We start from the raw sequence: 22,037 nt of genomic DNA, 5'->3' as shown, positions 1-22,037 counted from the left end.
CCAGGTCGAGGGAGCCAGGATGGAACCAGCGAGCGGTCCGGCTGCCGGAGCGCCGGCCGCCGCAGCGCCGGCCGCCGAGGCCTTTTCCCCGGAGGCTTCTGCCAGCTTGCGCGAGAAGGCAGCAGCACCCTCCTCGTCCGTCTCTTCAACCTCGGGGGCGTCTGCGGTGTGCAGGATGCTCACCGATTGCTCGGTCACGCCGAGCAGGAAGCGCTTGCCGTCGGCGTCGACCAGGACGACGGCGGCTTTCTGTCCGATTCCCTGCCGGGCCACGACGCTGACCAGCTGTTCGCTGCCGCCGACTTTCAGCCGGCGGCGCGCATACTTCTGGGCGAGCCAGAGCACGGTGAGTACCGCCCCGAGGGAAAGCACCACCCTCAGGACGAGGATGAAGGAGTCCATGCTTAGTTGATGCCTTCTGCGACGTCGAGGATCTTGGTGATCCGAACCGCGAAATCCTGGTCGACGACGACTACTTCGCCATGGGCGATCAGCCGGCCATTGAGCAGGATGTCGGCAGGGGCACCGGCCGAACGGTCCAGCTCCACCACGGCGCCCGGTTCCAGGTCCAGCACATCGCGCACCGACATGCGGGTGCGCCCAATTTCCACCGTGAGGGTCATCTCCACATTGTTGATGCGGCCCAGCTTGTCGGCGACGCTGCCCAGCGTGCGGGTACTGTCATTGACCGTTCCATGCAGCCTAATGCGGATGGCGAACCAGCCGGCGGTGCTTCCGTCGGCCGTCAGTTCGAAGACGGCCGTCTCCGGATCCGCAAAGAGGTCCGAGGCGTCCTCGTTGCGGGCTGCGCTGAGCACCCCCTCGCCAAGAACACTTGCTGCACCTTCCAGCGCCGGGCGCAGGACATCCTTGAAGGAGATCAATGGCGAGTCGGTTCCCGCCGCATCGGCGACCGAAGCCGCCGTGTGCAGCACCACGGCGACGTCCGCGGACTTCGCGCCGACGTAGGTGGCCATCACTGCGTTGGAGACCTTGCCCGACACCGTGGCCCGGTCGGCTACCGGCACCGGGGTGACCGGGGCGGCCGACGGCAACAGGCCAACCAGGGACTCGGCTGCCCGCTCGGAAAGGGACTGGGTGGAAATGCTCATGCTCGGTTCTCCTCGATGTCGGTGATTCGTGCGGCCAGGCGGGGCCCGTTCTTGCCCAAGGCCGCTTGCGCTATGCGCTGTCCGGCGACGGTGACTTCCAGCGGCCGCTGGGACGGATGCTTGGTGCGAACCAGGTCGCCCACGGTTAAGTTCAGGATGGCTTCCGGCCTGACGGCGGACGGGACGAGTCCGATGGAAACATCGACCGGCACGCTGGACATCTGCCGGCGCAGCAGGCCCGGCGCTTCTTCCAGGCTGGTAGTGGGGTTGGCGGCGCCGAGCTGGGGCATCAGCAGTTCGGCGGGCAGCGCCACAGTGGCCGTGGCCCGGTTTTCCCCCACGAGGATGGCGAATTGGGAAACCACCATCAGGTCATTGGGGGCCGCGGCCTGGGCGAACTGCGAGTTGTAATGGATGCTGTTGAGGCTCACGGCGGTGGGCAGCAGCGGTCCCAGCGAGTAGCGCAGGTCCTCCAGTGCGTCTTCCATCAGTCGCTTGACGAGGGCCTGCTCGAGCTGCGTGAACTTGCGGTCCGGCGCGGGAAGGCTGCCGTTTCCGCCTAGCATCCTGGCCACCCAGGACAGCGCGGAGGAAGTGGGGAATTGGACGACGGCGCTGGAGTCGAAGCCTTCGAGCTTCAGCATGACCATGGCCGTGGTGGCGGGCAGGGAGGCCGCGTATTCGTCATAGGTCTGCATCATGACCTGCTCGGAAGTCACCTGCGACTTGACCCTCACCTTGGCGGTGAGCTGGGTCCCCCACTGCCTGGCAAAGGTTTCGAAGGCGACTTCGAGGGCACGGCTGTGCTCACGGGCCAGGGTCGTGGGGCGGCGGAAGTCGTAGACTTCGACCGTGCGCGCGGCGGCGCCCCGGAGGGATCTGGTGGTGTTTTGGGGGGTCACGTAGACCACTATCGGCGGGCACCCCGCCGTCGTAAGCAGTTGGACCCTCGACCGGAACCTAACGCCCTGGCGCTGCGGTGCGCATCAGTGGCCGGAGCGTTCCTCCACGACCTTGGGTATCAGGTTCCTGACCGCTTCGGATTCGTCAGACTGGACGACGATGTCAACCCGGCGGTTGAGTTTGAGCTCGGCCTCGGTCCTGCCTTTGTTCAAGGGTCGCGACTCCCCGTAGCCGCTGGCCTTCAGCCTCGTGCTGTCCACTCCACCCTTTTCGATCATGTAGCGCACCACATTGACGGCGCGTTCGGTCGACAATTCCCAGTCGAGGACATAGCGGTCGTCGGGAAGCCGGGCCGTGTGGCCCTCGACAGTGACGAACCGGTCCGTGACGTTCAGTTCGGTGGCGGCAATCTTGAGCACCTTGGTTGCCGTCGGGGTGAGCCGCGCCTTGTCAGGCTGGAAGAACGTTTCGGAACTGACCATCCGCATGGTCAGCCCCTGCTTGTCGAGCCCAAAGCGCACGGTCTTTGCCAGGCCCTCCTCCTCAAGGGCTGCCGTAATCCGCTTTTGAAGGTCCTCAAGTTCGTCCACTTCCGCCAGGGCCAGTTCCAGGTCGGTCGGTTCGCCCTTCTGATCGACCATTTCGGCGGGGACAACCACGCCCTCGGCGGTATCGACTTTGCCGGCTTCTTCCACGCCGAAGCCCGTGGCCAGCGAGTTTTTCAGCTGCACGAACTTCTGCTGGTCCACCGAAGACATCGAGAACAGCACGATGAACAGGCACATCAGGACGGTGACCATGTCCAGATAGGACACGGCCCAGCGCTCATCCGGGTGGAAATCCTCCAGCTCCGGCTGCTTCCGCCGGCGGGACCGGCTCATGCCGCGTCCTCCAGGGTCACCTTGTCAGGCTTGGACTTGCCCCCGCGTTTGTGGGCCGGAATCATCGCGGTCAAGCGCTCGCCCAGCAGCAGCGGCTGCGCTCCCTCCTGGATGGCCAGCAGGCCCTCGAGCTGGACAGACATCTGGTCGAGCTCAAGTTCGGATAGCCGGGCCAGGCGGCTGCCGATCGGGAGCCAAATGAAGTTGGCGGAGAGCAGTCCCCAAAGCGTCGCGACGAAGGCCGCAGCGATCATGTGGCCGAGTTCGTCCGGCTGCGCAAGGTTTTCCAAAACGTGCGTCAGGGACACCACCGTGCCGACGATTCCGACGGTGGGTGCGTAGCCTCCGAGCGTCATGAAGAATTTGGAAACGGCGTGGTTGGACTTCCTGCGCGTGTTGATTTCGTCTTCCAGCATAGTGCGCAGGTCCTCCCCGTCCGTGCCGTCGGCGATGTTCTGGAGGGCGTTCTTGAGAAACGGGTCGGTGGCCTCGGCAGCTTCCGCCTCGAGCGAGAGCAGTCCGTCGGTACGTGCTTTTTCCGCCAGCCGCACCAGTTCGTCGACGCTGCTCTGCGGTTCGGGCGTCTTTCCCCGGAAGGCCTTGGGCAGCGCCTTTGCCGCCTGCAGGACGTCTTTGAGGGTTGAGCTGGCGATGCCGATGGCAATAGTTGCACCGAGCACCAGGACCATGGGCGCCGGCAGCAGGATGGAGGAGATGCTCGCGCCCTCCATGAAGATCATGGCGTAGAGCGCGCCAAAGGCGATGACAAGGCCAATGATTGTTGCTGGATCCATGGTGTTCTTTCCGGTGCGTGGTGCCTGCGTCAGCGGGCCGGGTCGTCGAGGGGATGGACAATGCTCAGGTAGGGGTGCTGCCCCTGGTCGCCAACATCGGCCGACTGCGCCAGGCCGATGATCCGGGCCCGGTAGGCCGTGACGAGCCGAATGGTTTCGGCCAATGATTCCGCGATGATGTGCCGTGCGCCGCCGACCATGACCAAGGTCGTGTCGGGGCTGGCGTGGATGCGTTCAATTAGGTCGGGGTTGACGGCGAACTTCTCCGTCCCGTTCAACCGGGTTACAACAATCATGCTTCTTCCTGCCGCTATAGGTCCGGAGCAGACCTCTCTCCCCTACAATCGGCGGCCCCGGCACTTCGGTTAGGTCCGGGGCCGCCGATGGGCGATCCTTTTTAGCGCTTGAGGTTGGTCAGTTCCTGGAGCACTTCATCGGAGGTGGTGATCATGCGGGCGTTCGACTGGAACCCGCGCTGGGCGACAATCAGGTTGGTGAACTCCTGCGACAGGTCCACATTGGACATTTCGAGGTAGCCGCTGGAGAGCTGGCCCAGCCCGGCGGTACCCGCCGTGCCGACCTCGGGATTGCCGGAGTTGCCGGTCGCACGGTAGGTGGAGCCGCCAGCCTTCTCCAAGCCGCCCGGGTTGGCGAAGTTGGCCATGGCGATGCGTCCGACGGCGACCTTGTCGCCATTGCTGAAGGAACCGGTGATGGTTCCGTCCTTGCCAAGGGTGAAGGACTCCAAGGTGCCGGCAGGGCTGCCGTTCTGCCCGGTTACCGACACGTTGGCCAGTCCTGCGTAGCCCGAGACTGCGGACAGGTCGACGGCCACTCCGCCTACATTCAGGTTCCCTCCGCCCGTCAGCCGGCCGTCGGTGAAAGTGAGGGCCGTTGCCCCGTTCGCGGCGCCATCGTTGCCGTTCACATTCCATCCACCTGCGGTCCGTGTGAAGGTCAGGGTCAGGGTGCGGGCGGTGCCCGTTTCGTTGAAGACCTCGATGTCGCGGACCAGTTCTCCGCCCACCGCCGTCTCCGCTGGCAGGTTGCCGCTGACCGTTGCGGTGGTGGTGGCGACGGCAGGGGCAGCATTCTCCGGGTCGAGGACGATGTTGCCGACACCGGCGCCTGCCTGGACCTGCCCGTTCACGGCCGGCCAGCCCTGCACGAAGGCGCCGTCCGGAGACACCAGGCGGCCCATGGAATCGAAGTCGAAAGAGCCGGCGCGGCTGTAGAGCTGCTCTCCGCCCTTGTTGAGCATGAAGAACCCGTCACCGCCGATCATCACGTCGGTGGCCTTGCCGGTAGCCTGCGCCGAGCCCTGGGCGAAGTTGGTGGAGATGCTGGCGACCTGGACGCCCAGGCCTACCTGTGCGGGGTTGGTGCCGCCCTGGCCTGCCTGGGCAGGCGTTGCTGCCTGCTGCATCTGCGACAGGGTGTCCTGGAACTGGACTGACGATGATTTGAAGCCCGCGGTGTTCACGTTGGCGATGTTGTTGCCAGTGACGTCGAGCATGGTCTGGTGCGAACGCATCCCGGAGATGCCGGAGTAAAGGGAACGAAGCATGGTCTGCTGCCTTTCAGTAGTACTGCTGAGCGAGTCTGTTCAGGGTTTATTGCGCGGAGAGGCCGGAGATCTCGTCAAGGGCTACAGAGACCCCGCCGATCCTGACCTGCGGGACGGAGTTTTCGAAGGACACCGATTCGGCTTTGCCGGTGAGGGCTTCGCCGTTACTGCCGGTGTAGCCGACCGTCTGCCCGATCAAGGCTGCTGCCGCAGCCCGCATCTGCAGGCCAAAGGCTTCCTCGCCCTGGGCGGAGAGTTCGGTCAGTTTCTCCATCATGGCCAGCTGGGTAGTCTGTCCGATCATGGCGTTGGTATCCATGGGCGAACCCGGATCCTGGTGCTGGAGCTGGGTGACCAGCAGCGACATGAATACCTCGCTGTCGATCTCCTGCTTGGGTGCCCGGGAGGGCTGGACGGCGTACATGCCGGAGCCGGAAGGCGCTGCGATGGCGTCGATAGGCAAGTCTTATCTCCTTTTCTCAGGCCATCACGTCGAGCGATGATCCGTAAGCGAACGTTCTGCGGCGGCCGGCCGGCGGCTCTTCGGCCTCCGGCCGTGCGGAACCGGGCCGGCTGTCTCCCGGTCCTGGCGCTTCCTGGTCCCGGCGGCCCTGGCCCGTACCAGCGTCAGCGGGCAGGTTCTTCGCTGACAGGTCCAGGTTGGCGTTCAGGCCGCTGGCTGCAAGATCACGCCGCAGTTCCGCCAGGACGGTCTTCAACGCCTCCCTCCCGGCATCGTTGACCGCGAAGAGCTCCACCCGCACGCTGTTGTCGGCACCGATGTGCGCGCGTACTGTGACGGGCCCGAGTTCCTCCGGGCTGACTCTCAGGGTCATGGTGTGTTCGCCCGGGCCAGCCTGGACCAGCGAGAACACAGGACGTGCCACTTGCGTGGCCAGCGGCAAGGCTGCCGGCGGCTGCGGCGCCGTGACTGCCGGAACCTGTGCAGCGGAGCCGGTCTGGCCGGTGCCAGCGGGCACCATGGGTGCCGCCGGGAAGTCCGCAGCCTGCGTGCTCTGCGCCGCTAAGGGATCGGCTGCCGGAATCGCTAGCGCTGCCCCGTGAGGGAGACCCGTTCCAGGGGCAGCAGCCGTTCCGGGAGCCGGCGCAGCAGTGGTGCCGGGAAGGGGCGCGGACGCAACGGCGGAAGCTGTCTTGTCGAAGGCAGCCGCGGCCGGGGCAGGCAGGACCGGAACCTGGTGTGCTTCCGCACCAGCTGCCGGCGACGGCACGATTGCCGTTTTCGCTGCCTGGGCCATGGACCATCCGGACTGCACCGGCGGCGTGGCTTTCTCAGCCACTGCACCCCGTTCGGCTCCGGACAGGGCTGCCGGCAGTCCGGCAGCATCTAGGGCAGGCCCGGCCCCCTCGGGCGGCGCAACCTGTCCCTCGGCAGCGGATGCCGCAGTACCGTCCACCACAACGGGCATCGGCGCATGTCCGGCGCCAACCGAGACCGAAGGATGGGCCGCAGGAAACCCGCTGTGCGAAAGCGCCGCGGCAGCGTCCAGGTGCGGGGCTGCCACGCCGTCGGCAGGGAGTAGCCCGGCTTCCGGATCCGGCTCGGAGCCCTGCGCCTGCAGCAGCCACCCTGATCCGGAGGCTGCTTCGCCGGAAACGTCCATGGCTTCCTGCAGCGCCAGGCCGAATACTCCTGCCGGCACTTTGGCGGCAGTAGGAGCGGAACCGGCTCCCGCCGTCGTTGGAGTCTGCGCGGGCAGGGCTATGGGGATGGCGCTCACGCCGCCGCTCCGTCAGGAATGATGCGCCGGATGGCGGTGACGTTGGAATCGTTTTCCCACAGGTCCCGGATCTGGATGGTCTGGCCCGGCTGAGGAGCGTCCACTGCCTTGCCGTTGCCGAGGTAGATGGAAACGTGTCCGGTATTGAAGGTGAACAGGAGGTCGCCGGGCTTGGCGTCCGCCATGGAGGCAACGGGGGTGCCTTCGTTGACTTGGTCCCAAGTGGTGCGGGGCAGCGGGTAGCCCAGGTCCTTGAACACGTTCTGGACGAAGCTGGAACAGTCCAGTCCCACTGCGGGATCGTTTCCACCCCAGATGTAGGGCAGCCCGAGGTACTTTTGGGCGGCAGCTTCGACAGCTGTTCCGGAACCGGAACCCGCAGCGGGAGCGGCGCTTCCGACAGCGGAGGCACCCGCGGCTGCGTCCAGCCTGCCAAGCCCTGCGGCTGCTTCCAGCCCGCCAAGGCCTGCGGCAGCGTCCGAGCCGCCGAGGCCGGACGCGGGTGGCAGGATACCGGTAGCAGCGGCGGCGTTCAGTGCATCGGCAAAGGCCGAGGCGTTGCGTGCGGCGGCGGGAGCGGCCGGAGCAGCCGGTTCCGGGCTGGCGGGTGGTACCGGCGTGCTGAGTGCGGTGAGCGCCGATTGGATCTGCTGGATCCTGCCGACGGTATCGACCATGCTCATTGTGAGATTCCTTCAGTTCTGCGTTGCCTCGCCACGGAGGCCATTTCGTCCAAGGCGCCTTGCTCGGCCTTCAGGAAAGTGAAGGCTTCGCTGGCAGCGTGTCGTGCTTCGAGTTTTTCCAGGGCGATCGACTGTGCGCGCGCGGCGTTGAATGCCGCCTGCGCCCGTTCGGCATCACGCCGCTGCTGTTGCCTCAGGGCGTCCAAATCGTGCAGCAGGGAGCGCGATGCGGCGCGGGATGCTGCAATTGCAGCGAGGGTGGCTGCGTCGGTCGCTTCGGCAGTCGAGGCTTCGAGCTCCGCGGCTGCCCTGTCCCGCTTAGTTTCTGTGGATGCCAGGCGGTTGTTGGCCGAGGCCAGCAAACCGGCGGCGCTGTCCTGCTGGAGGTGGCGCAGTCGGAGCAGTCCGGCAAGCGGGAACGTTCGTGACATCAGGAGCCTCCTAGGAGTCGGGACAGGCCGGACAGCCGGTTCCACGCTTCGGTTGCGGGAGTTTGGTCGTCCATGCGTTGCTGCAGGAAATGGTTGATGGCCGTTTCGTGGGCCAAGGCTGCGTCCACCAGCGGGTTTGCGCCGCTCTGGTAGGCGCCGACGTCGATCAGGTCCTGTGCCTGTTTCCGCGCCGCAAGCACCTTCCGCAGCCGGCTGGCCAGTTCGCCGTACTCCCGGGGATTCACTTTGGAAGCCACGCGGGAGATGGAACCGAGGACATCGATGGACGGAAAGTGCCCTGCCACGGCCAGCCGGCGATCCAGGACGATATGTCCGTCGAGGATGGAGCGGGCGGCGTCGGCCACGGGTTCGTTATGGTCGTCCCCGTCCACCAGGACGGTGTACATGCCGGTCACGGATCCGGTCCGGTCGGTGCCGGCCCGTTCGAGCAGCCGGGACAGCACGGAAAAGGTCGAGGGCGGATAGCCCCGAGTGGCGGGCGGTTCGCCGACGGAGAGCCCGATTTCCCGTTGCGCCATGGCCACGCGCGTCAGCGAATCCATCATCAGCATCACGTGTGCCCCGCGGTCGCGGAAGGATTCGGCTATGCGCGTGGCCGTAAAGGCCGCGCGCAGCCGCATCAGGGCAGGTTCGTCCGATGTGGCGACGACGACGATGGAGCGGGCCAGGCCTTCGGCGCCAAGGTCGTCTTCGAGGAACTCGCGCACCTCTCGGCCGCGCTCCCCGACCAGGGAGATGACGGACACTTCTGCATCCGTTCCGCGGGCGATCATGGACAGCAGGGAAGATTTCCCGACGCCGGAGCCGGCGAAGAGCCCCATGCGCTGGCCTTTCCCGATGGTCGTCATGGTATCCATGACCCGTACGCCCGTGACCAGCGGCTCCGAGATGCGGGCCCGCTCCATGGAGTTCGGCGACTCCCTGTCCAGGGAGACAAAACCATCCGCGTCCAGAGGCCCCTTGCCGTCGATCGGCTGGCCGAGGCCGTCCATGACCCGGCCAAAGAGCCCCGCCCCCGTCGGCACCAGGATGGACGCGCCGTCGGACCGGACGGGCGAGCCCGTTCCCAAACCGGAGGCACGGCCCAGCGGCATGCAGCGCAGGCGCGGCCCTTCGGCTGCAACCACCTCCGCGATGACGCGGCTATGCCCATCGCCGACCGAGAGCAGGTCACCCACCGACCCCTTCAGCCCGGAGACCTCGAGGCCTAGGCCGACGACGGCTGAGACCGTCCCGACGCATTCCGGCGCGCCCGCTTTCAGGGCGGCCGTGAAGCGGCCCTGAACCGGACGCCAGAGGCGGTTCATGCCGGGGCTCCGAGCAGCACCGAACGCACGCGTTCCAGGGCGGCGGACAGCCGGGCGTCGAGGAGGCCATCGGGGTATTCGGCCAGGGCATCGCCCGGCGCCAGGGAAGCATCTGCGACGAACGATACGCCGGATTCGGCCCGTACCCTGTCATCGAGCAGTGTCAGGTCAGCCGGATTCATCCGGACAGTGTGGACGGCGTGCGACGTCTGCGGGTTGAGTACGCGGGCAATCACGGAGCGGACCCGGTTTTCCCCGGCCTCCAGCTCGTAACCGATGATCGCCTCGGCTAATTCCAAGGCGGCTTGGGCCAGGGCCTCTTCGATGGCTTCCAGGACGGGCAGCGTCCGGGCGTTCAGTGCGTCAACGGCATTATTCAAAACAGCGACGGCACGGTCGGCACGGGCTTCCACTTCAACGCGCGCGGCTAGGTACTCATCTTCAAGCCTTTTGCGATCGGCAGCAGCCTGTTTTGCGGCATCGCGCAGGCCGGCGGCGAACCCGGCGGCATGCCCCTCGGCCCGGGCCTTCATATCTTCGTGCTCATGCTGGCGCGGTTGGAGGCTCGGGTAGGTAAGAGGAGAGAACCCTGTCTCAGTAGACATAGTCGTCCTCGTCCCCACGGCGCACGGTAATGGAGCCTTCGGCTTCCAGTTCACGGATGGCACGGACAATTTCGGAGCGGGCTTCTTCCACGAGGGACATCCGGACCGGTCCGACATTCTTGATTTCCGACTGCAAAATTTCGCGGTTGCGCTCGGAGACGTTCTTTTCGATGGCGTCGATCACCGGAACCGGTGCGCCCCGCATGGCCAAGGCCAGAACGTCGGGGGCGACGCCGCGGAGGATCGCTTGGATGTCGCGGCGTTCCAGCTTCACTATGTCCACGAAGGTCAGCATGCGGGAGCGGACCTCCTCGGCCAGTTCGGGGTCCCGGGCCTGCAGGGCCTCCAGGACCGACTTTTCGGTGGCAATGTCGGAGCGGTTGATGATGTCAACCAACGGCTGGATGCCGCCAACGATCTCGACGGTCTCGCGCGGCGGGACTACTGCGCCGGCACGGACCTTGAGGATGTCCGCGACGATGGAGACCGCTTCAGGGGTCGGGGCGCCCATCGTGGCGATGCATTGCGCCACGTCGGCACGCTGGCCTTCACTCAGCCCAGACATGACCGCCGAGGACACGTCGGCCCGCAGGTGCGCCAGGACGAGGGCCATCGTCTGCGGGAGCTCGCCGTCCAGGATGCCCAGCAACTGGTTGGCGTCAGCATCGCCAAGGAATTCGAACGATTTGCCCGCCAGCGTCGAGGCCATCCTGTTCATCAGGCCGGCAGCCCTTTCGGAGCCAAAGGACGCTTCGAGCAGTCCGGCGGCGAAGTCTCGGCCGCCGCGTGCCAGGCGCTTTCCTCGGACCGTCACGCCGTGGAATTCGAGCATGATCTGCTCGGCGACGTCGGACCGGACCGAGCGCATCTTCATGATTTCCGACGCGATCTCTTCGGCTTCCAGTTCCGTGAAGTGCTGCATCACCATGGCAGCCCGTTCCTGCGACATCTGCATCAGGACGACGGCGGCCTTCTGCACGCCGGTCAGGCCGAAGACCGTGGTATTCGGGACGACCTCCGATGCCGCGGCCTCGGTGTGGTCGACGGGCGCCGCCTGGAAGGCTTCGGTGGCCCCTGCCACGGATTCCACAGTTTCCGTACTCACGAATGCACCTCCATCAGGTCTCGCAGATAATCGGCGGTCTTCTTCGGATCATGCGCCGCCAAGGCTTCGATTTCGCTGCGTGCCCGGTCCGCCGGAATCGGTTTGGGGGCAGGCGGCAGCTCAATGTTGATCGCGGAGGTTGCCGGTGCAGGGTCGATCGGCGTCACCTTCATCATGTTCAGTTCGGCCGGTGTGGGCACATCCTCCTCGCCCAGGTCGATCAGCTCGCGGCTCTGGCGCCGGTTCCGCAAGGCAAAGATGACGGCCATGATGATGACCAGCAGGACAACGCTGCCCACCATGATTCCGGTCCGCAGCAGCTCCTGCGCCTGCGTGGCTTCCTCTGCCTCCTTGGCAGCCTGGAGCGCGGCGGCGGCCTCATCCGCCCCGGCAGTGTTGAAGGGCAGGACCTCGACAGTGACGGCGTCACCGCGCTCGGCGTTGATACCCGCAGCGGTATTGACCAGCCCTTCGAGCGCCTGGACGTCGACGCCGCCGGCAACAGCTGCGTCCACGGCCACTGAGACCGTCTGCCGGTTGAGGGTACCGGCCGGGATGACGGTGGATTGGGTGGTCTTGTTGACCGCGTTGTTCCGTGTCTCCGATTCCGATTCGAAGTTTCCGTTGGCGTTGTCGCCTTCAGGGACTGCGATGTTGTCAGGCCCCAGGACACCAGCGGCTCCCCCGCCGGTACCCGTGTAGGTCTCCGTCGTGGTCGATTCGTTCAAGGCTGGTGCATCCTCGGGAGTGGTGAAGGTTTCTTCCACCCGCTCTCCGGACTCGTAGTTCATGTCGGCGGCTACGGCGACGGTGGCATTTCCCGGTCCGACCACGCGGTCCAGCATGGACTGGACTGCAGCTGATACTCGCTGCTCGTAATCGGAAGCCTGCTTGTCCGTTGAGCCCGTGGCTCCTACACCGACGGCCGAGAGCACGTTGCCCTGCGCGTCGATGACGGCGACATTCTCCGCTTTCATTCCTTCGACCGAAGCCGAGGTCAGATGGACGACCGCCTGTACCTGGTCGTCAGTGAGCGAAGTACCTGGCGCTGCTTCCACGAAGACCGAGGCCGTGGGGTCCGCTTTCTCCTTGGCGAAGACGGTTTCTTCCGGCAGGGCAAGCTGGACGGACGCCGCTTGTACGCCGTCGAGCGCACCAATGGTGGCGGCCAGTTCACCCTCAATGGCGCGTTTGTAGGTGACGGACTGCTGGAACTCCGACGAGGTGACCCCCATGTCGTCCAGCAGCGAGTATCCGCCGCTGGAATCCGCGGGCAACCCGGATGACGCGGCCTTCAGCCGCTGGTCGTAGACGTGCTCTTCCGGCACCAGGATCGTGGATCCGCCGTTGGCAAGCTCGTAAGGCACTCCATCGGTGCGCAGCTGCTCGACAATGGTGTTCGCATCTTCGCCCTTGAGGCCGGAAAACAGCGGGGTGTATGAGGGCTTGGAGAGCCAGGCGTAGGCCATAACCGCACCGAGGATCACTGCGGCGAGGCCGATGATGGCGATGGTCTTCTGCGCCAGGCTGAACCCTCCGACGGCGCCGCTAAAGCGGGTCCAGAGCGCGTTGATCGGCTGCGGCATCAGGCCTGCATCCTCATGATCTCGTTAAAGGCGTCAACGCCCTTGTTGCGGACTGCGGCCACCAGCTCCAGGGCTACGGATGCCCGGGTGGAGGCGATGGTCGCGTCGTGGATGTCGTCGAGGTCGCCGGTGACGGCCTTGAGCGAGAGTTCGTTGGAGACGCCATGCAGGTTCTGGACATTGTCGACGGCGCCGGTGAGCACAGAGGCGAAAGCGGAGCCGTCCGTCTCCTGGACGTTCTGCACGGAGGGGAGGTACTCAGTGGCCGTGACGCCCTGGATCGGGGGAATCGCTGACAGAGGCATTAGGACCTTCCGATTTGAAGCGCTGCTTCGTAGGTTGACTTGGCGCGGTCAACGACGGCGGCGTTGGCTTCGTAGCCGCGCTGCGCCATGATGAGCGCAGACATCTGCTCGCTCATGTCGATGTCCGGGTAGCGGACGTAGCCGTCCTCATCGGCGAGAGGATGGTTGGGCTCGTGGACCATCCGCCCCTCTGCGTCGCCCCAGTCGGCTCCTGCCACATAGACGCCCGTGGTGCCGGCGCCTTCCTGCGCAATGACGTACCGGGCACGGAATGCCTCGCCGTCGGTGCTGGTGGCGGTATTCACGTTGGCAAGGTTGTCCGAGACTGCATCCAGCCACTTGCGGTGCACGGTCAGCGAGGTTCCGGCAATGCCGATTGCGTCGAAAGTCATCAGTTGGTCCTCAGGGCGGTACGGACGTTGGTGAACGTGCCCTCAACAGCGCGCGCTGCAAACTGGTAGCGCAGCACCGTGTCGATGTTTGAGAGGGTCTCGGTATCGAGGTTCACGTTGTTGCCGTCGAGTTTGGTCGGCTCGAGGGAACGTTCCACTGTCGCGGCGGTGAACCCGTCGCCCCGGCTGATCGAATCGGCCAGGGCTTCCTCGAACTGCACCCGCTTTGCGGTGTAGCCCGGGGTGTTGACGTTGGCGATGTTGTTCGCGATGGTTTTCTGCCGCAGCGAGAGGCCGTCGAGGGCGCTTTCGATCGCTACGGACGTCACGGATTCAAACACGCGGGGATGCTCCAGTCAGAACAAAAGTCAGAAGGGTGGCCGATCCATGGCCTGAAGGCTGAGCAATCCGTGCTCCAACTTGAACTATCGGCAACGACGCATTCTTCGTTAGCAGAATGCGAAAAAGGACCTTCAGAAGCATGATGCCTCCGAAGATCCCTTTTTCTCTGCTCGCTCTGAAGCTAGCCGGTTATGTCCAAATAAATTGATTCCCTGAGCCTGTCCGGCTCGGGTATCCGCGATACGGCATCGAGATGCTGCGCAGTCTGACGTTTAGCCACGGCAAGCATGCCGGCTACCTCGGCCTGGCTCGCCAGCAATTTGCGTGCCCGTTCCTCCAGCTCGGCTGGTACAGCCCCGGCTCCAACGGGAGGCGTCCACTGCGCAACCTCCATCACGGGATCTGAATGACCCTCAAGCTGCTGCAATGCCCGGACGAGGTCCGCCTCCATACTGTCCAAAATGGCGGCCCATTCGTCATTCCCTCGCTCAGCCGACACCAAGGCTCCCGCTGATCGGGTTTCCGCTGGATAGTGTGGCGCTCACTGATGCATGTCCAGGCAGCGACGCTGCAGCCTCCTGCCAAGCCTCCTGCAGTGGGATAGTGAGCCGGATAGCTTCCCGCGTAAGTTCGACGTCGCGGTGAATGTTGGCGTTCATGAGGGCGCTGCTGACATAGGTGTAGGTGGCAAAGAGCCCGTCCGCGCCGTCCCAAGCGTCGGTCTTCAAGGTACTGGACAACTCGGTGATGATGGCCTGGGCGTGCAACAACTGTTCGGATGCCACCGCCCAGTTTTGCCCCGTCTGAGCCGCCTCGGCGCGTTTCAGGTCCAGGACCAACCTGTCGTACAACATGACCAGGAGCTGGGCTGGAGTAGCAGAAAGCACCTGATGGCGCAGGTACTCGTTTCGTTGAGGGACAAAATTCGTCGTCACTCGGAATCCTTACTCATCGGAGCTGGAAGAGCTGGGCAGGGAGGCGATCTGGGAGGACAAGTAGGACATCTGGGAATTCATATTGCTCATTGATACTTCCAATGCTGCATAGATGGCCTTGAGGTACTCTTCGCGCTTTGCCAGTCGCGTTTCCATGCTGGAGATCTGGTCGTTCAGCGATCGGAGCTGCCTATCCTGGCCGGTGATCTTCAGGGTGATCTGGCCGTCGTACTTGTCGGAGGCGTTCTCGCCAGCGGCAGCCACCCTGGCCGAGATCTCCTGGAACATCGCTCCGGTGCCGGTTGGGTCCTTGGCCAACGCCGTCTTGAATTTTTCCTCGTCGTAGGTGACCAGTCCGTCCTTAGTGATGCTGATGCCGATTTCGGACGGGGACCGTCCACCAATCGGAAAAGTGGCCGCATTCGTCAGCCCTTGACTGATGGAGCGGATACCACTGTCGGAGCTGAAAATCCCGGAAGTAGCCTTCGGCGAACCGTCAGCGCCGGTTGTGGTGTTGACTTGCGACTTCAGTTTGACTAAGCCGAGAACCGTGTTCAAGTGTTCGACGAGGGTTCCGGCCTTCTTGGCGATGGCTTCGGTGTCCTTGGACACCGAGATGGAGACCGGGACGGTACTTGTGGCGCCCACCGTGATGGACACACCGGGCAGCACGTCGGTAAATGTGTTCGAAGACGACGAGAGGGTTTGTGCGGCAGGGGTGCCAGCATACAAGGTGACCTTGGCGTCCTGACCTTGGACGACCACTGCAGCTTCGGGCTCGGCGAAGACGCTAGTGCCGCCGACAGTGATGTCGAAAACTGCAGCTGCTCCAGATTCAGTGGCGCTGAACTGGAGCCTGAAAGTACCGTCGCCGACAGCGACCTTGGTGGCGATGACTCCAGCGCCTGCGTCGTTAACAGCCTTGGCTACGTCATCCAGGGAGTTCGAGGCCGCCGTGATGTTGATGGGGTCGGCGCCTGCCCTGGTAATGCTGAGTGTCCCCGAGGCATCGGGCCAGGCGCTCACCCCGGCGGTGACTGCGGTATGCCTGGCAGCTAGTTGGCCGACGGTAATGCTAATTTCGCCACTGGTGGCACCGGCACCGGCAGTCGCGGTGACGTCGGCTGAGCTAGTGGTGGCGGAGAAGACCTGAACAGAGTCTGGCTTGGCATAGGCGGTTGCCGACACGGTAAGATTCGCGATCTTGGAGTTCAGATCCTGCAGGGCTGTCGTGAACGTCTGCACCGCAGAAACCTTGGTCCTGAGAATGTTCTGCGGAATCCGCTCGACGTCCATCATTGCGGTAATCAGCGCGGCAGAATCCAATCCGCTAGCTAGGCCATTGAGGGAGAGTCCCACGATAATACCTTTCGAAGGTAGTGCGTGCGTTGGCGATGATGTGAACGCGCCGGAAGCAAAACCGCCGGAGGTGCCGGGAAAGGATAGGGCCCTTCCCGGCACCAACCGGCGGTTTTGCGAGACAGAGCGTCAGGCTTAGCCCAGCAGCTTCAGGACGCTCTGGTTGCTCTGGTTGGCCTGCGCCAGCATGGAGACGCCCGCCTGGGAGAGGATGTTGGCCTTGGTGTACTTAACCATCTCCTCCGCCATATCGGTGTCGCGGATGCGGGACTCGGCGGCGCCCAGGTTCTCCTTGGCGACAGCCAGCGATTTGCCGGCCGACTCCAGACGGTTCTGGGAGGCACCCAGACCGGATCGTGCGGCTGAGACGGCCGCGATCTGAGTATCCAAAGCCGTAACTGATGCGGCAGCGTTGGTCGAGCTGTCGAAGGTCAGCGCCGCTGTGGCAGTCGCGACAGCTGTGACGTCAAACAGGGCGACATCAATTTGGTCCTCAGCGGCAACACCACCGGCGCCGACCTGGAAAGTCAGCGCGGTATCACTGCCGTCGAGCAGTTTGATCCCATTGAAGTTGGTGGAAGCGGCGATGCGGGTAAGCTCGGCGGACAGGGCGTCCGACTCGGTCTTAATCGCGGTCCGAGAAGCGGCGTTATTCGAGTCGTTGCCTGCCTGAACAGCCAGGTCGCGCTGGCGGTGCAAGATAGCGTGGACCTCGGACAGTGCACCTTCTGCGACGCCGATGACGGAGATGCCGTCCTGGGTATTGCGCTGGGCAACGCCAAGACCGGACACCTGGGAGCGCAGACCCTCGGAGATAGAGAGGCCGGCTGCGTCGTCAGCGGCGCGGTTAATACGCAAGCCGCTGGAGAGCCTCTCGAGCGACTTGTTCATGTCGTTCTGCGTGTTATTCAGGTTACGGAACGCGTTATTGGCGCCCAGGTTGTTGTTGATCTGAAAACCCATGATGAATTCCTCCGTGAAATAAGGGTCTTGATGATGTTCGCCGGTCCATCCGTGGCCCGACACAGTTACCAATCGGCGGCGCTTGGCTCCGCGTTAGTAAACCAAGAAAATTTCTTGAAATATTTTCTCAGCCGGCTGAATCTGGGCTCTAATGGCCTGGCTCCAGTCTGAATGGCAAGTGGATGGCTAAGGCGTTGAACACTCGCTCAGCAGTTTTCGAGAGGCCGGGAGTCTGTGGCTTTGCTGTCGCGGCAGCGATGTCTTCAGTCCCGTCATGGGCCCTATCCCCGTCATCATTGATTGGTAAGTTTCGCCGAATTTCGGCCATGGTCAGCTGGCCGCACATCGCGATCCCACCCAGTAGAGGCACAACTGCCGGGATGCCGCCCTCTTTGAGGCGCTGTTCGAATTCGGCGGCCAGCGCAGCCAAGCGCAAGGCCCCAACCATACGGGCAGAAGAATTCGCGCTCAGGATCGCGTCCATGGCCGTCTCGGCATCTCCAGCTCTGACGGCGCGAGAGAGCCGCAGGTAACGCCAATCCCACATCCGCAGGTAGTCAAGCAAGTAGCGGTAGCAAATGCCCGGATCCTGCAGCTCCTCTTGGAAGGTATCGAAAATTTCCCGGGAGACCAGCGTCAGCTGCCCCGAAATGTGTGCGGGCATCCCGCCTCCTTGACTCCTGGTGCCTCCGGATGACGGCTGCACATGAAAGCGGGGCGGATTCGCCGGCCGCTGACGGCCAAAGCAGGGCCGTCGCCGACAACGTTAGCTACCGAAACAGGGCTATGAGACCGAAAAAGAGCTTCCTGTTCGAAAGCTGAGGAAGGCCTGACCATAATTCCTGCAGATCCTTCGTGCAATGCTCCTAACGCCCGCGATTGGGCCGCTTTCTCAGTGATCCGTAGACTTGCTGGCTACGGACCTTACATGGGCCTCCTTCGTGCCGATAGTGAGGTTGAAAGGGTGCCGCCGGCAAGGTGTGCACAGGGAGATTCAGAGGGAGTCCTGGACCAGTATGGCAATCCACGAGCTGTCAGCGCTGCTCTGGCGCGAACGCGAGATGCTTGAACTCCTGACATTCAAGCTCGAGGAAGAACAATTACTCCTCACCGCCGGCAAGTCCAAGTGGCTGCACCATGCCACCCTGGAAGTTGAGCAGACCCTGGACAGGGTGCGCAGCGCAGGACTTGCCCGCGCCCTCGAAGTCTCTGCCGTCGCTAGGGAATGGGGGCTGCAAGGAGACGCCACGCTTCGGGAATTGGCCCAGGCTGCTCCCGATGGTCCGTGGGAGGACATTCTGATGTCCCACCTGAAGGCGATGACTGAACAAACCGAGCGCATTCGCGAACTGCGGGATGCCAATGAACAGTTCCTCCGCGCCGCCTCGCGCTCGACGCAGGAGACGCTTGCCGGCCACCGTGCCGAGGCCGGACTGTACAACGCCCATGGAATGACCAGCGACGCCGAAGGCTCCAGGCTCTTCGATACGAAACTCTAAGGAAAGATAGTGAGCAGCACTTTCGGATCACTGAGCACGGCCCTCACGGGGCTCAACGCGGCCCGGCAAGGATCAGCCGTCACCGGGCAGAATGTGGCCAACGCGGGCACGGAAGGTTATACACGGCAACGGATCCAGACCTCCGCCATCGGCGCCACGGCCCAGACCGGTCTGTTCGCCGGCGGTCCTACCGCCGGCCAAGGGGTCAGCATTGATGCCATCAGCCGGTTGGGTGATTCCTTCCTGGACACGCGGGTGCGGGCTACCGCCTCCGACGCCGGCTATGCGGCTGCACGCGCCGAAGCACTGTTGAAACTGGAAGACATCATGCAGGAACCTGGCGAAAACGGGCTTTCCGCCAAGCTGCAGGATGTATGGGCCGCATGGCAGAATGTCGCGAACGATGCCGGGGAAGCAGCCCCGGCCAGTGTACTGCTGGAAGAAGCGGGCGCGCTGGCCGCCCAGCTTTCGCACGGCTATGCCCAGATCGAGGCCCAGTGGTCAGCCGGACGAACGCAATTGGACTCGCTGGCCGAAGAGCTCAATGCTGCTGCTGCGCAGGTGGCGGAGCTCAACGGAGAGATCCGCTCCGCGCTGAACGCCGGCAGCCCCGCCAACGAGCTCATGGACAAGCGGAATCTGCTGACCGCATCGATCGCTTCCTTGGCGGGAGGCGAGGTGCGTGACGCAGGTGACGGCACCTTGGAAATCCTCATCGGTGGCAATGCCATTGTCAGCGCCGATTCCTTCAGGCCGGTCCAGCTCACCGGGGGCTACCGGATGCAGGATGCTGCTGCCGCCCCGGTCCAGCTCGAGTGGGCGCACCGCCCCGGGTCACCCATCGCGTTGGCCGGTGGAACCATCGCGGGTGCCCTTTCCGTCCTCGCCCCGGCTGCGACCAACGGCGCCGGGGGTGAGGTCGCGGAGGCGGCTGCCTCCTATAACGCTTTCGCCGGGCAGTTGGCCACCGCTGTCAATAGCGTGCACCGGACGGGCCAGACTCCGGCCGGCACTACCGGCCATGATTTCTTCGCATTCCGTCCGCAGCTTCCGCCGGCACTGGGGCTGACCATTGTCCCCGCGGACATCTCCGGCATCGCTGCGGGAGCACCGGGCTCCGGCGGACGTGACGGAAGTGTTGCAGACGCAATCTCCCAGATCGGCGTTGCGGCGGGTTCTCCCGACGGCGTGTGGGCCAGCTTCGTCACGAAGCTGGCCGTAACGGCCCGCACCGATATCCAGCGCAGTGAACTCGCAGCAGCGGCCAACGCATCAGCCGTGAACATGCAGCTGTCGTCCGCGTCGGTTGACCTCGACGAGGAGAGCGTCAATCTCCTCACCTACCAGCATGCCTACCAGGCCAATGCCAGGGTCATGACGGCCATTGACGAAATGCTGAACGTGCTCATTAACCAGACCGGGCTCGTGGGAAGGTAACTCCAAGATGATCAGTAGAACCACCAGCCAGATGATGGCTGCCAGCGCACAGCGCAATCTCCAGCTGAACAAGGCCCGCCTTTCCTCAACCCAGGATCAGGCCTCGAGCCTCAAGAAAATGGAGCGGCCCTCCGACAACCCCACCGGTACTGCCAACTCACTGCAGGTCCGGGCCAGCCAGCGTGCTGCCGAGCAGTACGGGCGCAACATCGACAACGGCAATGGCTGGCTGACCACCATTGACACGGCGATGTCAAACGTCACCAACATCCTGAACAAGGCCCGGGACCTTGCCATCCAAGGAGGCAGCGGAGCGATTTCGACGGCGGGACGGGAAGCGATCGCCCTGGAGATCGAGGGTTTAGGCAAGGACCTGCTGAACCAGGCAAATACGAAGTACCTGGGGCGGAGTGTCTTCGCCGGTAATTCCGACGCCGGTGCCGCCTTCACCGGGACACCTCCTACGTTTACGGGCGCTTCGGGCAGTACCGTGGAGCGGCGCATCGCGGAAGGCCAGAGCATACGCGTCGACGCCGACGGTGCGGTCGTTTTCGGCAACGGAGACAACTCGGTCTTTGCCCTGATGGGCCAGATCGCCGCCGACCTCAGGGCCGGTCTCAATACCGGGCCTCGCGTGGCAGACATCGATGTCCACCTTGATAACGTCATTGCCAATCACACGTCCATTGGCGCACGCCATTCCCGGCTGTTAAGGGCACAGGATATGAATACCGAACACGTCTCCCTCCTGGAGACGCAGCGAGCCGAGATCGAGGATGTCGATCTGGCGGAGATGCTCCTGGAGCTCAATGTCCAGGACATGAACTACCAGGCTGCGCTCGGCGTGACTGCCAAGGTGCTCCCGCCCACGCTGATGGACTTCCTGCGATGAGCGCGGCACTGACCTTTACGGCTCCCCCGCCAGGTTTGAGCCCCCTGACTGATTTCGAGCTCACCGCCGTTGAGGAAGCGGCAGGACTGTACACGCTGACGCCTCGTGAAGCGTCCGCCATCCGGCTTTTTCTCCTGGACGCCGCCGTCTACCTTCCCGACTACCGCCCGGTCGTGACTGATGCCCAGCTACAGGAACTCCGCCTGACTGAGCCGGCAGACTGCGACGTCCTGGTCGTAGCAAAGCCCGGAGACGCCAAGACCACGGTAAACCTGATGGCACCCATCATCCTCAACCGTTCGACTGGCAGCTGCACCCAGGTCATCCTCGATGGACAAGGCTGGGAGCTCGACGCCGAACTGCCTTTGGCCTAAACCGAGCAAGAAGAACTCGAATGTGCGCTTCTTGGATGGGCTGGCTGAGGAAGCCTCACAGTAAGACGCTGGCCAAGCAGGGCCGGCGAACGGTCGGCCTGGTAACCGCAATAAAACCCCAAACCCATTTTGACCGCGAGCGCAATAACATCCGTATCCCGGTCCGGGCAGAATATGTAGATCCGTATACCGGTCGCAAGGTCAACGGCGTTTTCACCTTGGACCGGTATACGGCCAACATCCCGTCGTGCATCGCCGCGCCGGTCGGAGTCAATACCTTCACCAGTCGCCGCAAGATAGCCTCCGAGGACCTTTTCGCAAGGAACCACGTTTCGTCATCTGCCGACGAGGAGGGCTTCCGCGCTCTGCTGAACCCCGTGCCCGTCGACGTGCGTGTAGTCAGGAGAGGCTCCGGCGGCACGAGGATCCACATCGTTTTCCGGCCCTGAAGCCGGCTCTCAGCGGCCACCGTCCCTCCGTTCCAGGGTACGCCGCCCGCTCTTTAACCGGTTCTTCGAACGCAGGAAAAACCCGGGAAAAGGGACAGTAAAACCGCAGGGAACAGGCACTGCCCAATGGTTTGCTCAGCCTTATCATAAGGTCGGCGAAAGTCAAGCAAATCGGGGCGAATCGGTTGCTATGTTTTTGGAGGAGCTGGCGCAGGGCCAGCCGGAAAAACAAAAACAGGAGCTTCCCAAATGCTTTCCATCATCGCTTCCCTCCACACCCTCGGCTTTACCATCAAGACCCGCCTGCAGCGCGAAGAAACCGGCGCCACCGCCGTCGAATACGCCCTCATGGT

27 protein-coding genes are annotated in these 22,037 nt (G+C 63.9%); 5 read left to right on the top strand and 22 right to left on the bottom strand.

Annotated elements, in window-relative coordinates:
• From D477_RS21185 to D477_RS21180, 22 genes are all read right to left on the bottom strand, one after another.
• Positions 1–402, bottom strand: a 402-nt coding sequence (locus tag D477_RS21185; RefSeq protein ID WP_005269129.1) for a FliO/MopB family protein, incomplete at its 3' end; no start/stop codon positions are given.
• 2 nt (positions 403–404) lie between these two features.
• The gene (gene fliN, locus D477_RS11055; RefSeq protein WP_005269128.1) at positions 405–1,112 is read right to left on the bottom strand and encodes a flagellar motor switch protein FliN; all 708 of its coding nucleotides are present in this window, start codon (positions 1,110–1,112) and stop codon (positions 405–407) included.
• Positions 1,109–2,014 (bottom strand): flagellar motor switch protein FliM, encoded by a 906-nt coding sequence (locus D477_RS11050; RefSeq protein WP_052510748.1) that lies wholly within the window; start codon positions 2,012–2,014, stop codon positions 1,109–1,111. Before D477_RS11050 ends, fliN begins: the two co-directional genes overlap by 4 nt.
• Before the next feature lie 84 nt (positions 2,015–2,098).
• On the bottom strand, positions 2,099–2,896 hold the full coding sequence (locus D477_RS11045; protein WP_005269126.1) for an OmpA/MotB family protein: 798 nt from the start codon (positions 2,894–2,896) through the stop codon (positions 2,099–2,101).
• Positions 2,893–3,690 carry a motility protein A gene (locus D477_RS11040; protein ID WP_005269125.1) on the bottom strand — a complete coding sequence of 266 codons (798 nt, stop codon included), beginning with the start codon at positions 3,688–3,690 and terminating at the stop codon, positions 2,893–2,895. Before D477_RS11040 ends, D477_RS11045 begins: the two co-directional genes overlap by 4 nt.
• Before the next feature lie 29 nt (positions 3,691–3,719).
• Positions 3,720–3,986, bottom strand: a complete 267-nt coding sequence (locus tag D477_RS11035; protein WP_005269124.1) for a flagellar FlbD family protein — start codon at positions 3,984–3,986, stop codon at positions 3,720–3,722.
• Between the two features lie 101 nt (positions 3,987–4,087).
• Positions 4,088–5,257, bottom strand: a complete 1,170-nt coding sequence (gene flgF, locus D477_RS11030) for a flagellar basal-body rod protein FlgF (RefSeq protein WP_005269123.1) — start codon at positions 5,255–5,257, stop codon at positions 4,088–4,090.
• Between the two features lie 46 nt (positions 5,258–5,303).
• Positions 5,304–5,720: a flagellar hook assembly protein FlgD gene (locus tag D477_RS11025; protein ID WP_005269122.1), complete on the bottom strand. Its 417-nt coding sequence runs from the start codon at positions 5,718–5,720 to the stop codon at positions 5,304–5,306.
• A 16-nt stretch (positions 5,721–5,736) separates the two neighbouring features.
• Complete coding sequence (locus D477_RS11020) at positions 5,737–6,999, bottom strand: flagellar hook-length control protein FliK (RefSeq protein WP_005269121.1); 1,263 nt, start codon at positions 6,997–6,999, stop codon at positions 5,737–5,739.
• Positions 6,996–7,682 carry a C40 family peptidase gene (locus tag D477_RS11015; protein WP_005269120.1) on the bottom strand — a complete coding sequence of 229 codons (687 nt, stop codon included), beginning with the start codon at positions 7,680–7,682 and terminating at the stop codon, positions 6,996–6,998. The genes D477_RS11020 and D477_RS11015 overlap by 4 nt, the downstream gene beginning before the upstream one ends.
• Positions 7,679–8,113 (bottom strand): hypothetical protein, encoded by a 435-nt coding sequence (locus tag D477_RS11010; RefSeq protein WP_005269119.1) that lies wholly within the window; start codon positions 8,111–8,113, stop codon positions 7,679–7,681. Before D477_RS11010 ends, D477_RS11015 begins: the two co-directional genes overlap by 4 nt.
• Positions 8,113–9,441 carry a FliI/YscN family ATPase gene (locus D477_RS11005; RefSeq protein WP_005269118.1) on the bottom strand — a complete coding sequence of 443 codons (1,329 nt, stop codon included), beginning with the start codon at positions 9,439–9,441 and terminating at the stop codon, positions 8,113–8,115. The genes D477_RS11010 and D477_RS11005 overlap by 1 nt, the downstream gene beginning before the upstream one ends.
• Positions 9,438–10,046 (bottom strand): FliH/SctL family protein, encoded by a 609-nt coding sequence (locus D477_RS11000; RefSeq protein WP_081608544.1) that lies wholly within the window; start codon positions 10,044–10,046, stop codon positions 9,438–9,440. Before D477_RS11000 ends, D477_RS11005 begins: the two co-directional genes overlap by 4 nt.
• Positions 10,036–11,151: a flagellar motor switch protein FliG gene (gene fliG / locus D477_RS10995; protein ID WP_005269116.1), complete on the bottom strand. Its 1,116-nt coding sequence runs from the start codon at positions 11,149–11,151 to the stop codon at positions 10,036–10,038. Before fliG ends, D477_RS11000 begins: the two co-directional genes overlap by 11 nt.
• Positions 11,148–12,737, bottom strand: coding sequence for a flagellar basal-body MS-ring/collar protein FliF (fliF, locus tag D477_RS10990; protein ID WP_005269115.1), 1,590 nt, complete (start codon positions 12,735–12,737; stop codon positions 11,148–11,150). Before fliF ends, fliG begins: the two co-directional genes overlap by 4 nt.
• A complete protein-coding gene (gene fliE, locus D477_RS10985) occupies positions 12,737–13,042 on the bottom strand; it encodes a flagellar hook-basal body complex protein FliE (RefSeq protein WP_005269114.1) in 306 nt (101 codons plus the stop codon). The genes fliF and fliE overlap by 1 nt, the downstream gene beginning before the upstream one ends.
• Complete coding sequence (locus tag D477_RS10980) at positions 13,042–13,434, bottom strand: flagellar basal body rod protein FlgC (protein ID WP_005269113.1); 393 nt, start codon at positions 13,432–13,434, stop codon at positions 13,042–13,044. Before D477_RS10980 ends, fliE begins: the two co-directional genes overlap by 1 nt.
• Positions 13,434–13,775, bottom strand: coding sequence for a flagellar basal body rod protein FlgB (locus tag D477_RS10975; protein WP_005269112.1), 342 nt, complete (start codon positions 13,773–13,775; stop codon positions 13,434–13,436). The genes D477_RS10980 and D477_RS10975 overlap by 1 nt, the downstream gene beginning before the upstream one ends.
• A gap of 489 nt (positions 13,776–14,264) precedes the next feature.
• On the bottom strand, positions 14,265–14,711 hold the full coding sequence (gene fliS, locus D477_RS10965) for a flagellar export chaperone FliS (protein ID WP_005269110.1): 447 nt from the start codon (positions 14,709–14,711) through the stop codon (positions 14,265–14,267).
• 9 nt (positions 14,712–14,720) lie between these two features.
• Positions 14,721–16,070, bottom strand: coding sequence for a flagellar filament capping protein FliD (gene fliD, locus D477_RS10960; protein WP_043846618.1), 1,350 nt, complete (start codon positions 16,068–16,070; stop codon positions 14,721–14,723).
• Between the two features lie 135 nt (positions 16,071–16,205).
• Entirely contained in the window at positions 16,206–17,033 is an 828-nt protein-coding gene (locus D477_RS10955; RefSeq protein ID WP_005269108.1) for a flagellin N-terminal helical domain-containing protein, read from the bottom strand.
• A 148-nt stretch (positions 17,034–17,181) separates the two neighbouring features.
• Entirely contained in the window at positions 17,182–17,697 is a 516-nt protein-coding gene (locus D477_RS21180; RefSeq protein ID WP_005269107.1) for a hypothetical protein, read from the bottom strand.
• Positions 17,698–18,049: 352 nt separating this feature from the next.
• On the opposite strand from D477_RS21180, the gene D477_RS10945 reads away from it, so the two are divergent.
• From D477_RS10945 to D477_RS10925, 5 genes are read left to right on the top strand one after another with little or no spacing between them, the layout of a single operon-like run.
• A complete protein-coding gene (locus tag D477_RS10945) occupies positions 18,050–18,532 on the top strand; it encodes a flagellar protein FlgN (protein WP_005269106.1) in 483 nt (160 codons plus the stop codon).
• A gap of 9 nt (positions 18,533–18,541) precedes the next feature.
• A complete protein-coding gene (gene flgK, locus D477_RS10940; RefSeq protein ID WP_005269105.1) occupies positions 18,542–19,969 on the top strand; it encodes a flagellar hook-associated protein FlgK in 1,428 nt (475 codons plus the stop codon).
• A gap of 7 nt (positions 19,970–19,976) precedes the next feature.
• Positions 19,977–20,861 carry a flagellar hook-associated protein FlgL gene (flgL, locus tag D477_RS10935; protein ID WP_005269104.1) on the top strand — a complete coding sequence of 295 codons (885 nt, stop codon included), beginning with the start codon at positions 19,977–19,979 and terminating at the stop codon, positions 20,859–20,861.
• On the top strand, positions 20,858–21,235 hold the full coding sequence (locus D477_RS10930) for a flagellar assembly protein FliW (protein ID WP_005269103.1): 378 nt from the start codon (positions 20,858–20,860) through the stop codon (positions 21,233–21,235). Before flgL ends, D477_RS10930 begins: the two co-directional genes overlap by 4 nt.
• 35 nt (positions 21,236–21,270) lie before the next feature.
• Positions 21,271–21,684 (top strand): hypothetical protein, encoded by a 414-nt coding sequence (locus tag D477_RS10925; protein ID WP_150110081.1) that lies wholly within the window; start codon positions 21,271–21,273, stop codon positions 21,682–21,684.
• Positions 21,685–22,037 lie beyond the last annotated feature (353 nt).

The organism is Arthrobacter crystallopoietes BAB-32, assembly GCF_000328305.2.
Taxonomy (GTDB): Bacteria; Actinomycetota; Actinomycetes; order Actinomycetales; family Micrococcaceae; genus Crystallibacter; species Crystallibacter crystallopoietes_A.
The sequence above is the reverse complement of the archived record's forward strand: the minus strand, read 5'-3'. Positions and strand labels throughout refer to the sequence as shown.

Coding starts and splice junctions, on each gene's coding strand:
- fliE (WP_005269114.1), bottom strand. CDS start 13,042: ATGCCTCTGTCAGCGATTCCCCCGATCCAGGGCGTCACGGCCACTGAG.
- D477_RS10925 (WP_150110081.1), top strand. CDS start 21,271: ATGGGCTGGCTGAGGAAGCCTCACAGTAAGACGCTGGCCAAGCAGGGC.
- D477_RS11035 (WP_005269124.1), bottom strand. CDS start 3,986: ATGATTGTTGTAACCCGGTTGAACGGGACGGAGAAGTTCGCCGTCAAC.
- D477_RS11000 (WP_081608544.1), bottom strand. CDS start 10,046: ATGTCTACTGAGACAGGGTTCTCTCCTCTTACCTACCCGAGCCTCCAA.
- D477_RS11040 (WP_005269125.1), bottom strand. CDS start 3,690: ATGGATCCAGCAACAATCATTGGCCTTGTCATCGCCTTTGGCGCGCTC.
- D477_RS10955 (WP_005269108.1), bottom strand. CDS start 17,033: ATGGGTTTTCAGATCAACAACAACCTGGGCGCCAATAACGCGTTCCGT.
- D477_RS10945 (WP_005269106.1), top strand. CDS start 18,050: ATGGCAATCCACGAGCTGTCAGCGCTGCTCTGGCGCGAACGCGAGATG.
- flgF (WP_005269123.1), bottom strand. CDS start 5,257: ATGCTTCGTTCCCTTTACTCCGGCATCTCCGGGATGCGTTCGCACCAG.
- flgL (WP_005269104.1), top strand. CDS start 19,977: ATGATCAGTAGAACCACCAGCCAGATGATGGCTGCCAGCGCACAGCGC.
- D477_RS11015 (WP_005269120.1), bottom strand. CDS start 7,682: ATGAGCATGGTCGATACCGTCGGCAGGATCCAGCAGATCCAATCGGCG.
- fliN (WP_005269128.1), bottom strand. CDS start 1,112: ATGAGCATTTCCACCCAGTCCCTTTCCGAGCGGGCAGCCGAGTCCCTG.
- fliF (WP_005269115.1), bottom strand. CDS start 12,737: ATGCCGCAGCCGATCAACGCGCTCTGGACCCGCTTTAGCGGCGCCGTC.
- D477_RS11005 (WP_005269118.1), bottom strand. CDS start 9,441: ATGAACCGCCTCTGGCGTCCGGTTCAGGGCCGCTTCACGGCCGCCCTG.
- D477_RS10930 (WP_005269103.1), top strand. CDS start 20,858: ATGAGCGCGGCACTGACCTTTACGGCTCCCCCGCCAGGTTTGAGCCCC.
- D477_RS11010 (WP_005269119.1), bottom strand. CDS start 8,113: ATGTCACGAACGTTCCCGCTTGCCGGACTGCTCCGACTGCGCCACCTC.
- D477_RS21180 (WP_005269107.1), bottom strand. CDS start 17,697: ATGCCCGCACACATTTCGGGGCAGCTGACGCTGGTCTCCCGGGAAATT.
- D477_RS10980 (WP_005269113.1), bottom strand. CDS start 13,434: ATGACTTTCGACGCAATCGGCATTGCCGGAACCTCGCTGACCGTGCAC.
- D477_RS11045 (WP_005269126.1), bottom strand. CDS start 2,896: ATGAGCCGGTCCCGCCGGCGGAAGCAGCCGGAGCTGGAGGATTTCCAC.